The sequence below is a fragment of the Pseudomonas sp. yb_2 genome, assembly GCF_043103905.1.
In the GTDB taxonomy this organism is placed as follows: Bacteria; Pseudomonadota; Gammaproteobacteria; order Pseudomonadales; family Pseudomonadaceae; genus Aquipseudomonas; species Aquipseudomonas alloputida.
In genome coordinates this window covers 88,512-102,481 of the sequence record NZ_JBICKH010000028.1, presented here as the reverse complement: position 1 = coordinate 102,481, position 13,970 = coordinate 88,512, and the positions used below count along the sequence as shown (strand labels likewise).

General features: G+C 62.6%; 7 protein-coding genes and 1 pseudogene. 3 read left to right on the top strand and 5 right to left on the bottom strand.

Features of this window, described 5'->3' with window-relative positions; translation table 11 throughout:
* Positions 1 to 87: 87 nt before the first annotated feature.
* On the bottom strand, positions 88 to 3,396 hold the full coding sequence (gene mscK, locus ACF8FB_RS06620) for a mechanosensitive channel MscK (protein ID WP_392511135.1): 3,309 nt from the start codon (positions 3,394 to 3,396) through the stop codon (positions 88 to 90).
* A 35-nt stretch (positions 3,397 to 3,431) separates the two neighbouring features.
* Complete coding sequence (locus tag ACF8FB_RS06615; RefSeq protein ID WP_392511134.1) at positions 3,432 to 5,174, bottom strand: potassium/proton antiporter; 1,743 nt, start codon at positions 5,172 to 5,174, stop codon at positions 3,432 to 3,434.
* A 173-nt stretch (positions 5,175 to 5,347) separates the two neighbouring features.
* On the opposite strand from ACF8FB_RS06615, the gene ACF8FB_RS06610 reads away from it, so the two are divergent.
* Positions 5,348 to 7,498 carry a dermonecrotic toxin domain-containing protein gene (locus ACF8FB_RS06610; protein ID WP_392511133.1) on the top strand — a complete coding sequence of 717 codons (2,151 nt, stop codon included), beginning with the start codon at positions 5,348 to 5,350 and terminating at the stop codon, positions 7,496 to 7,498.
* Between the two features lie 42 nt (positions 7,499 to 7,540).
* Here the strand turns inward: ACF8FB_RS06610 and betA are convergent, their stop codons facing one another.
* From betA to betI, 3 genes are all read right to left on the bottom strand, one after another.
* Complete coding sequence (betA, locus tag ACF8FB_RS06605; protein ID WP_010955611.1) at positions 7,541 to 9,238, bottom strand: choline dehydrogenase; 1,698 nt, start codon at positions 9,236 to 9,238, stop codon at positions 7,541 to 7,543.
* Between the two features lie 77 nt (positions 9,239 to 9,315).
* Positions 9,316 to 10,788: a betaine-aldehyde dehydrogenase gene (gene betB, locus ACF8FB_RS06600; RefSeq protein WP_003249182.1), complete on the bottom strand. Its 1,473-nt coding sequence runs from the start codon at positions 10,786 to 10,788 to the stop codon at positions 9,316 to 9,318.
* Between the two features lie 39 nt (positions 10,789 to 10,827).
* Positions 10,828 to 11,484, bottom strand: coding sequence for a transcriptional regulator BetI (gene betI / locus ACF8FB_RS06595; protein ID WP_014859113.1), 657 nt, complete (start codon positions 11,482 to 11,484; stop codon positions 10,828 to 10,830).
* Between the two features lie 532 nt (positions 11,485 to 12,016).
* On the opposite strand from betI, the pseudogene ACF8FB_RS06590 reads away from it, so the two are divergent.
* Together ACF8FB_RS06590 and ACF8FB_RS06585 are read left to right on the top strand one after the other, a co-directional pair.
* Positions 12,017 to 13,551: pseudogene (locus ACF8FB_RS06590) on the top strand (BCCT family transporter).
* Positions 13,499 to 13,963, top strand: coding sequence for a hypothetical protein (locus ACF8FB_RS06585; RefSeq protein WP_172830944.1), 465 nt, complete (start codon positions 13,499 to 13,501; stop codon positions 13,961 to 13,963). Before ACF8FB_RS06590 ends, ACF8FB_RS06585 begins: the two are co-directional and overlap by 53 nt.
* Positions 13,964 to 13,970: the final 7 nt, after the last annotated feature.

Below are 13,970 nucleotides of genomic sequence, written 5' to 3'. Positions count from 1 at the left end.
CAGCGCCCGATGTAGGAGCGGGTTTACCCGCGAACGAGGGCGAAGCCCTCGCAGCCATTTTGCACACAATAAAGTATTCGAGCCCATTCAGGCCGAAGCAGTGCCATCCGATTTCGGCTGTTCCATCGGAATCAATTGCTGCTTGCTGCCCTTCGCATCCATCAGGAACACCTCTACCTGGCGTACCGAGATCTTGATGTTATGGGCCTTGAACTCGCGGTTGATGTAGCGGTTGATCTCGTCCAGCGTCGGGTTGCGGTCGCCCAGGTCACGGACGTGCATGCGCAGTTCGTGGTCCAGCGAGCTTTCGCCGAAGTTGAGGAAGTACACGATCGGTTCCGGATCCTTGAGCACGCGTGGGTTCTCATGCGCGCCCTTGAGCAGCAGGTCGCGCACCAGGTCGAGGTCTGAGCCATAGTCGATGCCCAGCTTCAGCGTCACCCGGGTGACCGTGTCGGTCAGCGACCAGTTGATCAGTTGGCCAGTGATGAAGGTCTTGTTGGGGACGATGATGTCCTTGCGGTCGAAGTCGGTGATGGTGGTGGCGCGGATGCGGATCTTGCTTACCGTGCCCGACAGGTTGCCGATGGTGATGGTGTCGCCAATCCGTACCGGGCGCTCGAACAGGATCATGATGCCGGAGATGAAGTTGGCGAAGATTTCCTGCATGCCGAAGCCCAGCCCTACTGACAGCGCGGCCACCAGCCATTGCAGCTTGTCCCAGCTCACCCCCAGGGTCGACAGGGTGCTGACGATGCCGATGCCGACGATGGTGTACGACAACAGCGTGGTGGTGGCGTAGGCACTGCCCTGGGCCAGGTTCAGGCGAGACAGCACCAGTACCTCCAGCAGGCCTGGCAAGTTACCGGCCAGGGCGAAGGTGATGCCGACGATCACCAGCGCGCCGAGCAGGTCGCCGAGGCTGATCGGTACCATGCTGGCGGCGGCGCCGGTGCCGCTGGTGTATTCGTAGAGGACGAAATTGTTGAGGTAGGCGAACACCGAGATCAGGTCGGCCCACACCCAGTACAGGCCGGCGATGAAGCCGCCGAGCAGGGCCAGGCGGATCAGGCGCAGCGACTGCTGGTTGACCTGTTCGATATCCAGCGTTGGCTCCTCGGTGATGACTTCGCCATCCAGCCCTTCCTTGGCCGCCGCACGCTTGGTCAACGCACGCTGGTAGGCCAGGCGCCGTGCAGCCACCGACAGGCCGCGCACGAAGGCGGCTTCGATCACCAACCAGAACAGCAGCAGGTACAGGGTGTAGATGAGTCGGTCGGTAAGCTTCAGTGCCGTGTAGTAGTAGCCGAAGCACACGGCGACGAACAGGGCGATGGGCAGGGCGGTGAACGCTACCCCCACCGCCCTGCGGAACAGCGAGGTGTCACGGTGTGCCGGGCTGCTGAGCAGCAGACGGCTGAGCAGCCAGGCCATCAGCGCATAGCAGGTCAGCACCACGCCGATGCCCAACACGTCGTCTGCCAGTGCCGAAGGCTGGTGCTCGGCCACCGCCACCACGCCGACCAGTGCCAGCACCACAGTGCCCAGGCGGCGAACCCAGCCGCGCAGGAACTCGACCTGCGGTTTGTGCCAGCGGAAGTGGACTTCCGCCACGCCACCGGGTGCGAGGATACGGTAGGCGGTGTAGAACACCAGCCAGGCCTGGGCCAGCTGCCAGAGTGCGGCGCCCAGGTTGGCGTTTTGCCCGCGGGCGTCGATCTGCAAGGCATAGCTGCACAGCGCCAGGCCAAGGCTGACGGGCATCGCCAGCAGAATGTTGATAAGGATTGCCTGGGGCGTGTGCCATTGGCTGTCACGGCGGAAGTGGCCGATATCCTGGTGCACCTTGCCCAACCGTTGGTAAAGGTATTTGCGCCGCCACAACAGCGCGCCGATCACCAACAGCAGCGGCAGGAACAGCAACGGGCGCTGGCTCAGGCCATCGGCCAGCTCTTTCAGGCTGGAGCCCCATGGCAGGTTGGCGACCTGGTCGGCCAGGCGCTCTGGCACGTATTGCAGCCAGTCCCAGTCCAGCGGCTTGTTGCTGGGGATCCAGAACATTTGCTCGTCGAGGGTGGTGCGCAGGCTCTGCGCGGTGCCCAGCAGCTGCTTCTGGTTGAGCTGCAGGGTGATCGATTCGTTGAGCAGCGCCGACAGCTCGCGGTTCAGCCGCTCCAACAGGTCGCTGCGGGTGATGGCCACTTCCAGCAGGGCCTTGCGCAGCTGCGGTGTCACATCTTCCTGCGGTTGCGCCGCCAGCAGCTTGTCGACGTAGGTGACCGGGCTGCTCATCTGCTCGCGTTGCTGGTTGACTTCGAACTGGTACAGGCGGGTGTCGGCGATCTGGTCGGCCAGGTCGCGGTCGACCTTCAGGTGCGGCAGGGTCTGTTTCTGTTTATAGAGAATCTTCGACAGCAGCAGGCTTCCCTTGAGCACGTTGATCTGCTCGTCAAGCGCCTGGTCGGCCTGGGTCAGGCTGTCGAGCTGCTGCTTGGTGCGCAGGTTCTGCTGGGTCAGTTCGTTAAGGCGATCGGTGCTCTTGAGCAGGTAGTCGGAAAGCTTGAGGTTGATCGCGCTTTCAGTGGCCAACAGGCTGCTGCCGCCGGCCTTCTGAGCCTCGATCGACTGCTGGGTGACGGCTTCCTGGGACTGGGCCAGGCGTTTGGCGTTGATCAGCGTCTGCAGGTCCTGGATTTCCTGCTCCAGGCGCGCAGCGCGCTCGACCAGCAGGTCGTGACGCGCATTGCCGAGGTCTTGCAGCAGGCTGTTGCCGGCCAGTTCCTGGCGGCGCAGCAGGGTCAGCGCGTTGAGCGAGGCCAACTCGGCGTTGAGCTGATTGCGCTGGTCGGCATTGATGGCTTTGCCACCGTCCTTGCCGGTTTTGAGGATGTTGTTGATCTGCTGGGTGCGCGTCTGGCTGCTGCTGATCTCGGCCTGGGCGCGCTCGGGGCGGGTTTGCGAGTTGATGATCAGGCTGTTGGCTTCAGACAGCGCCTTTTGCAGCTCGCCCTGCTGCGTGTTGCGTTCGCTGAGCATCTGTTCAAGCTGTGGCACGGTGAGGGTGGCGTAGCGCTGTGCCACCGGTTGTGCCTTGGTTTCCTTGAGCTTGGCCAACTCCTTCTGGCTGTCGCTGGTCTCCTTGGGGGCACTGCTCAGCTGCTGCTTGAGTGCAGCCAGTTTCTTTTCGTTGTCTTCCTTGGCAGCAAGCAGGCTCAACGTTTGCTCGAGCACCTGCTGCAGCGCCTTCTGGTCTGCCTCGGGCAGCTTGCGCTCGGCGATCTTGTCGAGGCTGTTCTGGATACTGGCGGTGGTCGGGGCTTCTGCCGCGCCAGCCGCAAAAGAAAGGGACAGGCACAACCCGAGCAGGGCTGTGCGAAGGTACACGCGCAGGGACATAGGCAGACTACTTGTGGATCCGGCTGAAACGAAGTTTAGAGGAACAATCCTGGTCCGGGTCGCGTTCCTTCGGGGAATCTGACGCCTACTTTCTGGATCTTGTTCCCGTCCATGGTTGCCACGGTCCAGATCGTGCCATGCCATTCGACCTGGTCCCCTACTACTGGAGCGCCTCCGACCTTCTGTCGGATGAACTGTGCCAGCGGCATTTTCGCGTCGAGGCCATCGAGCTTCAGGCCATACAACGCTGCCACCGCACCCAGTTCGGCATCGCCTTCGAGCACGAAGTCGCCGAAGAAGCGCAGGTCCAGGCCACGCTGTGGCGCCTGGCTGAACAACTTACCGAGGGCCGGCAGGTTGTGTTCGTGGCCGATCACGCAGAGCATGTCGCCAACCTCCAGCACGGTGCTGCCCGACGGGTGCAGCAGTTGCTCACCACGGAACAGCGCGGCAATCCGCGTGCCTTCGGGCATTTTCAGTTCGCGCAGGGCGGCACCGATGCACCATTTTTCTGCGCCCAGGCGGTAGACGAACATCTCCCACTCGCTGGTGATGTGCACCTCAAGGGCGGAGCGGGAGATCGGCGCCGGGTCTGGCGGTACCGTCACTTTCAGCAGCTTGGCCACCCACGGCAGACTGGTGCCCTGCACCAGCAGTGACACCAGCACGATGAAGAACGCCAGGTTGAAGAACAGCTGGGCGTCTGGCAGGCCCGCCATCAGCGGGAACACCGCCAGAATGATCGGTACCGCGCCGCGCAGGCCGACCCACGAAATGAAGCCCTTTTCGCGGCCATGGAAAGCCTTGAACGGCAGCAGGGCCGCGACCACCGACAGTGGCCGCGCCACCAGGATCATCCACAGCGCCAGGCCCAGTGCCGGCAGGGCGATGGGCAGCAGGTCGTGCGGCGTGACCAGCAACCCCAGCACCAGGAACATGCCGATCTGGGCCAGCCAGGCCATGCCGTCGAGCATGTGCAGGATGCCGTGGCGGCTACGGATCGGCTTGTTGCCCAGCACCAGGCCGCACAGGTAAACAGCGAGGAAGCCGCTACCATGCAGGGCGTTGGTCAGCGAGAACATTACCAGGCCGCCGGCCACTACCAGAATGGGGTACAGGCCGCCGGCCAGATTGATACGGTTGACCAGTTGCAGCATCAGCCAGCCGCCGCCCAGGCCCAGCAGCGCGCCGATACCGAACTCACGCAGCAAGTGACCCAGCAGGCTCCAGTGCAGGCCGGTCTCGCCGCTGGCGATCATGTCGATCAAGGTGACAGTGAGGAACACCGCCATTGGGTCGTTGCTGCCCGACTCGATCTCGAGGGTAGCGGAAACCCGCTCGTTCAGGCCTTTGCCGCCGAGCAGCGAAAACACTGCAGCGGCGTCGGTGGAGCCGACGATGGCGCCGATTAGCAGGCCCTGGATCAGGCTCAGGTTGAACAGCCAGGCGGCAACCAGGCCGGTGAGGGCGGTGGTGATCATCACCCCGACTGTGGCCAGCGACAGCGCCGGCCACAGCGCCACGCGGAAGCTTGCCACCCGCGTACGCAGGCCACCGTCAAGCAGGATGACGGCCAGTGCCAGGTTGCCCACCAGGTAGGCGGTTGGGTAATTGTTGAAGATGATGCCGCCACCATCGACACCGGCGAGCATGCCGACGGCGAGGATGATGACCAGAATAGGGATACCCAGGCGCGACGACAGCGAGCTGACCAGGATACTTGCACCCACCAGCAATGCGCCGATCAGGAACAGGCTGTTGATGGTGCTTGCATCCAAAGGCAGGTACTCCGAGACAGCGGGGAAGGGGCGTGGTAGCGCATTCAGCAACAGCTAGCAGGTCGCGTGCCAATCGATTCTAACCTGATGCCGGCGCAGGCTGTAAAGCGATACCGCATCGTCGCTGCGGCTTGCGGCTGTAATGGTTTGCCCACTGTCAGGCAGCCAAGGACATGAATGTCAAAGAAACCATTTCTCTCGCCCAGGTGGCCCAGCGCCTGCTCGGGCAATTTCCTGATTTGCACAATCTGGCGCGCCAGGCGGCGGGCCACGTGCTTCGCCGCCAACTGGGGTACTGGCTGGACCCGGACGGGCTCTATTGGCACGAGTTCCAGTCGGCGGCCAGCAGTTCGTCGAGCTTCACCGGCTGGCGCCACAGTGGGCCGCCACTGCGGTCTTTGAGCCTTACCGAACTGGTCATCCAGCGATTCAGCCCGCAGCAGCAGACCAGTGCTGACGAGTTGAGTGTTTATGGTGGCTTCTACCGGGTGGATGCCAGCCACGCAGTTTACGACGAGCGCAACGAAGTGCGGCTCGACCCTCGGCAAGTACTGACGGCGTTCTGGCAGTTGGATTTTGCAGGGCGCTATACCGAGGCGCTGAGCAAGTTCCGGTCACGGCATGGCGAAGACTATTGTGTCCTGGCCCGTGCCCGCTTCATTGCTGCTGTGGGCCAATCTGCGCTGAGCCAACCTGAGCGCCAGGAACTGATGGCGGTGACGGTCGCTGATGCCGCTCTGCCAAGCACCGTGCAAGGCCTGCGACAGGCCAGGCAGGCGAATGCCCAACCTCAATGGAACGCTCTTGTCATCGGCGGTATCAGCGCCAAGCTGATGTTCTTGCACAAGCTGAAGACTGGCAGGTTGTGCCTCTATCTTGCCGATGCGCAGGCTGTGGTGCAGGTGTTCGACGATCGCCATGCGTTCCAGATGTGGATGGCTGACCAGGCCACCACGACTGCGGGGCGAGAGCGGCTGGTCAGGCTGTTCGTCGGGGACGGGGTACTGGTGCAGTCGCTACGCCCGCGTCTACGCAATTACTTCAAGTTGCTCGCACAGTCGCGAGGCGACACCACGTTTTCAGGACAGGCCATTGAAGGGGACCTGTTCGTTCGTCTGCGTGATTCGGTCATGGATGATCTGACCAGCGACGCCCACGAACGGCTGACCACCAACGCACAGTTGCGCAAGGCCGATTGGCTGTCGGGCTTGCAAGCAGCGAGTTTTATAATTGCGCCGATGGCGCCGCTTGGCTGGCCAGTGATATTGGCATCGCTCGGTCTGGGCACCGCAAGCCTGGCGCTGCACCTGGACAGGGCAATCAATGGCAAGCAGGCCTGGCGCACGGCAGCATGGTGGTCAGTACTGACGGATATCCTGTTCATCCTGCTCGATATAGCCATGATGCGTGCCAGCGAGCTGTTCACTGATGGCCACGTCCCCCCGCGTGTGACTGGTCAGGCGCAAGCCTCCGCTGCCAAGGTCGATTGGGAGCTTTACATGGCGCCGGCGGCAGACGACCTGCTGGCTGTGTCGGATCAGGCGCTGGCCCGCCAGGAAGCCCTGTTGGGCGCGGTTCCGTGGGCTGATCTCGATGCCGTGGGGCCCAATGGCGAGTATCTGGATGCATTCGGTGAGCCCTACCCTGTCTACCGCGATGAGCTCGGGTTTGGTTCGCCCGCCATTGCCGAGTACACCAGCTCGCCGGAGCGCTACAACAACCTGTGGCGGGGTATGCCGCTGGAGGGCACTCGCGCCGGGAATATCCAGCGCAGCCATGACCTTGCCCGCGCACTTGGGCAGATTGGCGTCAGTAATCAGGTGAGGCTGTATCGGGCTGCCTCCAGCCTGCGGGGCACGGGTTTTCAGGCAGTTGGTGAGGGTGCCATTGAAGTGGGTGACGTGCTGGTGACCACCGACTTCACGTCATTCACGGAAAACCCCTATGCCCTCTGGGAGGTTTTCAACGACCCTCAGGCTCAGGTCAGTGGCCGGGGTGCCTTTGATGAGAATGCGCTGGTTTATGTGCTGGAGCCGGGCGAGGACATGCAGGCGACGCCCATCGGGCCCTTTTCAAGGCGACCTGATGAGGCAGAGTCTTTGATGATGCCCGGGCGCTACCTGCAAGTGGAGAAGGTGACGGCCGTTCAAGGGCACAATTATCGCTTTACCGAGGTGTGCCTGAAGGCACTGGCGCAGGCGCCAGGCGGGACGGCCGTGCGTGACATGCGCACAGGCAAGCTGTTCGATCGCCAGGCACTGGCGATGCGGCTGGGCACGGAGGATGATTCGTTGATGCGCACATTCTTTGCGCTACCCGCCTGAGCAAACGTGAAAGGGGCCGCTGCGCGGCCCCTGATCAAGGCCTCAGCCCTGCTTCACTTCACGCATCGGCTTGCCTTTCACTGGCGCATCGCCCGCCACGTAGTACTTGGCGGTGCTGCGCGGCAGTGGCTTGCGACCACGGATCTTGTCCGAAATCTTCTCGGCGATCATGATCGTGGTGGCGTTGAGGTTGCCGGTGATGATCAGCGGCATGATCGAGGCATCGACCACGCGCAGGCCCTTCATGCCGTGCACGCGGCCTTCACCATCGACCACTGCCATGTCGTCGGTGCCCATCTTGCACGAGCAGGACGGGTGGAAGGCGGTTTCGGCGTGCTCGCGGATGAATTTGTCCAACTGCTCGTCGGTTTGCACGTCAGCGCCCGGGCTGATTTCGCGGCCACGGTACGGGTCCAGCGCCGGCTGGGCCATGATTTCACGGGTCAGACGAATGCCGTCACGGAATTCCTGCCAGTCCTGCTCGGTGGACATGTAGTTGAACAGGATGCTCGGGTGCTGGCGCGGGTCTTTCGACTTGACCTGGATGCGGCCACGGGCAGGCGAGCGCATGGAGCCCATGTGCGCCTGGAAGCCATGTTCCTTCACGCCATTGGAGCCGTTGTAGTTAATCGCAACCGGCAGGAAGTGGTACTGGATGTTCGGCCACTTGAACTCCGGACGAGTCCGGATGAAACCCCCGGCCTCGAACTGGTTGCTGGCGCCGATACCGGTGCCATTGAACATCCACTCGGCACCGATCGCAGGCTGGTTCCACCACAGCAGCGACGGGTATAGCGAAACCGGCTGGGTGCAGGCGTACTGCAGGTACAGTTCCAGGTGGTCCTGAAGGTTTTCACCAACGCCCGGAAGGTCGTGCACAACCGGGATGTCGAGGCTTTCCAGCAGGGCGCGCGGGCCGACGCCGGAGCGCTGCAGCAGTTGCGGCGAGGCGATGGCCCCGGAGCTGACGATCACTTCCTTGCGGGCGCGGGCTTCGACGCGTTCTTCGCTGTCGCCGACCAGGTAGGTCACGCCGATGGCGCGCTTGCCGTCGAACAGAACGCGATCCGTGAGGGCGTGGGTGACGATGGTCAGGTTCGGGCGCTTCTTGGCCTGGTCCAGGTAACCACGGGCAGTGCTGGAGCGGCGGCCGTTCTTGGTCACGGTGCGGTCCATCGGACCGAAGCCTTCCTGCTGGTAACCGTTGAGGTCTTCTGTGCGTGGGTAACCGGCCTGTACGCCGGCTTCGACCATGGCGTGGAACAGCGGGTTGTTGCCGGCTTTCGGCGTGGTCACGCTGACCGGGCCTTCGCCGCCATGGTAGTCGTTCGGGCCGATGTCACGGGTTTCGGCCTTGCGGAAGTACGGCAGGCAGTCCAGGTAGGTCCAGTCTTCCAGGCCTGGCAGTTCTGCCCAGCCGTCGAAGTCCATGGCGTTGCCGCGGATGTAGCACATGCCGTTGATCAGCGACGAGCCACCCAGGCCCTTGCCACGGCCACATTCCATGCGGCGGCCGTCCATGTACGGCTCCGGGTCGGTCTCGTAGGCCCAGTTGTAGCGGCGGCCTTGCAGCGGGAAGGCCAGGGCGGCTGGCATCTGGGTGCGGAAGTCGAAGCGGTAGTCGGGGCCACCGGCTTCCAGCAGCAATACGGTGACGCCGGCGTCTTCGGTCAGGCGGGTCGCCAGGGTGTTACCGGCCGAGCCGGCACCGACGATGATGTAATCGAATTCTTGGGACATGAAAGTACCCTCGTGTTGGCGGTGATCGGGGAGCGGGAACGCCCGTGCGCGGTGGCACGGGCGGGGCTAGACAGGGTTCAGAAAACCGAGTTGTAGCCGCCCAGCTCGACCTGGACCGACTTGATGCGAGTGTATTGAGCCAGCGAGCTGACGCCGTTTTCACGGCCGACGCCCGACTGCTTGTAGCCACCTACCGGCATTTCGGCCGGCGATTCACCCCAGGCGTTGATCCAGCAGATACCGGCTTCGAGCTTGTGGATGATGCGGTGGGCGCGGGTGATGTCGTTGGTGCAGACGCCGGCGGCCAGGCCGTAGTCGGTGTCGTTGGCACGGCGGATCACTTCTTCTTCGGTTTCGTAGGTGAGGATGCTCATCACCGGGCCGAAGATCTCTTCCTTGACGATGGTCATGTCGTCGGTGCAGTCGGTGAACACCGTCGGCGCAACGAAGGCACCTTTGGCGAAGTCACCGGCAGTCAGACGCTCGCCGCCGCACAGCACGCGGGCACCTTCTTCCTTGCCTTTGGCGATGTAGCCCAGCACGCTTTCCATGTGCTGGAAGCTGACCAGCGGGCCGAAGTTGGTGTTTTCGTCTTCTGGGTTGCCAACGCGGATGCGGGCAACGCGCTCGGCGATCTTGGCTTCGAAGGCCGCCTTCATTTCAGCCGGGATGAACACGCGGGTGCCGTTGGTGCACACCTGGCCCGAGCTGTAGAAGTTGGCCATCATGGCGATGTCAGCGGCCTTGTCCAGGTCGGCGTCGGCACAGATGATCAGTGGCGACTTGCCGCCCAGCTCCATGGTCACTTCCTTCAGCGAAGAGCTGGAGGCGCTGGCCATGACTTTCTTGCCGGTGGTGGTACCGCCGGTGAAAGACACTTTTTCGATGCGCGGGTGCTCGGTCAGCCAGGTGCCGACTTCGCGGCCGCTGCCGGTCAGAACGTTGAACACGCCGTTCGGCAGGCCGGCTTCGGTGTAGATCTCGGCCAGTTTCAGGGTGGTCAGCGAGGTGACTTCCGACGGTTTGAAGATCATCGCGTTGCCAGCGGCCAGGGCCGGGGCAGATTTCCACAGGGCGATCTGGATCGGGTAGTTCCAGGCACCGATACCCACGGTCACGCCCAGCGGCTCGCGGCGGGTGTAGACGAAGGACGATTCGCGCAGCGGGATCTGCTCGCCTTCGATGGCCGGTACCAGGCCTGCGTAGTATTCCAGCACGTCGGCGCCGGTAACGATGTCGACGTAGCGGGTTTCGGAGTACGACTTGCCGGTGTCCAGGGTTTCCAGCATGGCCAGCTCATCGTTGCGCTCGCGCAGGATGTCGACGGCGCGGCGCAGGATGCGCGAACGCTGCATGGCAGTCATCGCAGCCCAGACTTTCTGGCCACGCTCGGCGCTTTCCACGGCCTTCTCGACGTCAGCCTCGGTAGCACGCTGTACGTGGGCGAGGACTTCGCCGGTGGCCGGGTTGATGGCTTCGAAAGTGGCATCGCTGCCAGCGTCGACGTAAGCGCCATCAATGTAGAGTTTTTGCGTTCCGAAACGGGCCATAGTGTCCTCGCAAGTGCAGTGTGTGGTTTGGCTTGCGCGTCATGCTCCTGCCGGGTTGGCAAGGGCCCTGCGCGCATTGTCAGCAGCCTGGTCGTTTGTGCCCAGGGTGTGCTGCTTGGCCAGTTGTAGTTCCATGTATTCGTAAGCAATCCGTATCGCCTGGTCGGTGTCGAATGCATCACCCGACAGGGCGCCACGCAGCCACAAACCGTCGATCAGGGCTGCCAGGCCGCGGGCTGCCTTGCGCGCATGGTAGAGCGGCAGGGCGCGGCGGAACTGGCAGCACAGGTTGGAATACAAGCGGTGGTCGTTGATCCGCTGCAACCTGTGCAAATCGGGCTGGTGCATGCTGGAAGCCCAGAAGGCCAACCAGGTTTTCATTGCCGGGCCGTTTACCTGGCTGGCATCGAAGTTGCCCTCGATGATCACTTTCAGGTGAGCGCGCGGGCTGTCGTCTTTCAGGGCCTGGCGACGTGCTCTGACGCCTTCGTTGAGCATGCTCATGATGTAACCCATCGTCGCTGCGATCAGGCCGTTCTTGTCCCGAAAGTAGTGACTGATGATGCCGTTCGACACACCGGCCAAACGGGCAATCAGCGCAATGCTGGCGTCCCCCAGTCCGACCTGATCGACCGCCTGCAATGTGGCTTCGATCAACTGCTGGCGCCGGATGGGTTGCATACCGACCTTGGGCATCTTGCTATCTCCTCAGGCCTGCGAGCAGACGACAGGCGGCTGACTCGGCGAAGGCCAGTCTATTTTGTTTTGATTGAACGTTCAATCAATAAAGAATAAGCTCTGCGACAATTTGTGCCATTGACAGTTTTTCAGGCGGTCGAGAAGGCACGGATTGACACCCCAGGAAATCGCGTAACCCCCGGAATACAAGGTGTTGACGGGCATGAGCGATGCGAAATGCAGATTCTGCCGTACGGCCATTGGCCCTGCGACAGGCCCTTGGAGCGGGCGGGGTGACCTGTGACGAATGCGCGCACCTCCGTTGAGGCGTGGCATTTTCAGCAGGCCACCTGTCTGTTTTTGGCAACGTATCGATTCGGGATCACGGTTTCCAGGGTTCTTTTATAACACCTGATGCAGTGGGGATATTCCACCAATTGCTCGGGAAAGACTGATTAGCCTCCACAGCCGCACTGCCCGGAGCATTCGTGCAATGAGTTCTGCCTCACTTACCAAGCCCCCCGCCGAGAGGGTACGGGTCAACCGCGTGGTGTTTTTCACCTCCGCGCTGATGATCCTTGTTCTGACTGCCTTGCTGATCGCTGTACCCGAAACCGCCGGCCAGGTGCTGGGCGTGGCCCAGAAGTGGCTGACGCGCACCTTTGGCTGGTACTACATGCTGGTCATCTGCGGATACCTGCTGTTCGTCGTCTACCTGGCTTTCTCCGACTACGGCAGCCTCAAGCTGGGTGGCAAGGACGACCAGCCTGACTTCAGCTACGGCGCCTGGGCCGGCATGCTGTTCTCGTCCGGTATCGGTATTTCGCTGCTGTACTTCGGCGCCTCCGAGCCCCTGGACCACTACTTCAACCCACCGGAAGGCACTCCTGCCAGCCTCGAGGCCGCGCGCCAGGGCCTGCAGCTGACCTTCCTGCACTGGGGCCTGCACGGCTGGGCGATCTATGCCCTGGTCGGCCTGGCTGTGGGTTACTTTGCCTACCGCCACAACCAGCCGCTGGCACTGCGCTCGGCGCTGTACCCGCTGGTGGGCGAGCGTTGGGTCAAGGGCGCTGCCGGCAACGCCGTCGATATCTTCGGCATGTTCGTCACCCTGCTGGGCCTGGTGACCAACCTGGGCATCGGCGCGATGCAAGTATCGTCCGGCCTGGAATACCTGTTCGGCATGGACCACAGCAAGACCAACCTGCTGGTGGTGATCCTGGTCATGGCCGGCGTGGCTACCGTGGCAGCGGTATCGGGCGTGGAGAACGGCATCCGCCGCCTGTCCAACCTGAACATCATGCTGTTCAGTGGCCTGTTGATCTTCGTGCTGCTGGGCGGCGAAACCCTGCACCTGCTCAACGGCTTCGTGCAGAACGTTGGCGACTACCTGAACGGCATCGTGCTGAAAACCTTCGACCTCTATGTGTATGAAGGCGAAGCCGGCAAGTCGGAGCGCTGGCTGGGCCTGTGGACCGTGTTCTACTGGGCCTGGTGGATCTCCTGGGGCCCGTTCGTCGGCATGTTCATTGCCCGTATTTCCAAGGGCCGCACCGTGCGCCAACTGGTGATGGGTGTGCTGCTGATCCCGCTGGGCTTCACCCTGGCCTGGCTGTCGATCTTCGGCAACACCGCACTGGACCTGGTGATCAACCAGGGCGCCGTGGAGCTGGGCAAGACTGCGCTGGAACAGCCATCGATGTCGATCTACCAGCTGCTGGAATACTTCCCGGCAGCCAAGATCGTCATTGGTGTGGCAGTGTTCGTCGGGTTCGTGCTGTTCCTCACGCCGGCCGACTCCGGCGCGGTGATGATGGCCAACCTGTCGTGCACAGGCGGCAAGGTCGACGAAGATGCCCCGCACTGGATGGTGGTGTTCTGGTCCGTGGTGATCACCCTGGTGACCATCGGCCTGCTGTTTGCCGGTAACTTCGAAGCCATGCAGACCATGGTCGTGCTGGCGGGCCTGCCGTTCTCGGTGGTGCTGGTGCTGTTCATGTTCGGCCTGTACAAGGCCATGAAGCAGGACGTGGTGATCGAGCAGGAGCGCGCCGAACTGGCCGCCCGTGGCCGTCGCGGCTTTAGCGAGCGCCTGACCCAGCTGGAACTGCAGCCGACCCAGGCCGTGGTGCAGCGCTTCATGGACAAGCAGGTCAGCCCGGCGTTGAAAGAAGCCGCTGCACAGCTGCAGACGCAGGGCTTCGAGGTGGAAACCCGCGTTGGCCAGTCGCGCAACCTGATGGGCTTGCGGGTGATGATGGAAGAGGGCAACCCGTTCGTCTACGAAGTGAGCCTTGACGGCTATATGGCCGCGCCGAGCGAGGCGCCGGTCGAGGGTGAGCCTGAACTGCGCCAGCGCTTCTACCGCGCCGAGGTCTACCTGCATGACGGCAGTCAGGAGTACGACCTGATGGGCTTTGCCCCAGACCAGATCGTGCGTGATGTGCTCGATCAGTTCGAGAGCCATCGCCAGGTGCTTGGCCGCGTCTATAGCTGACTTCCCG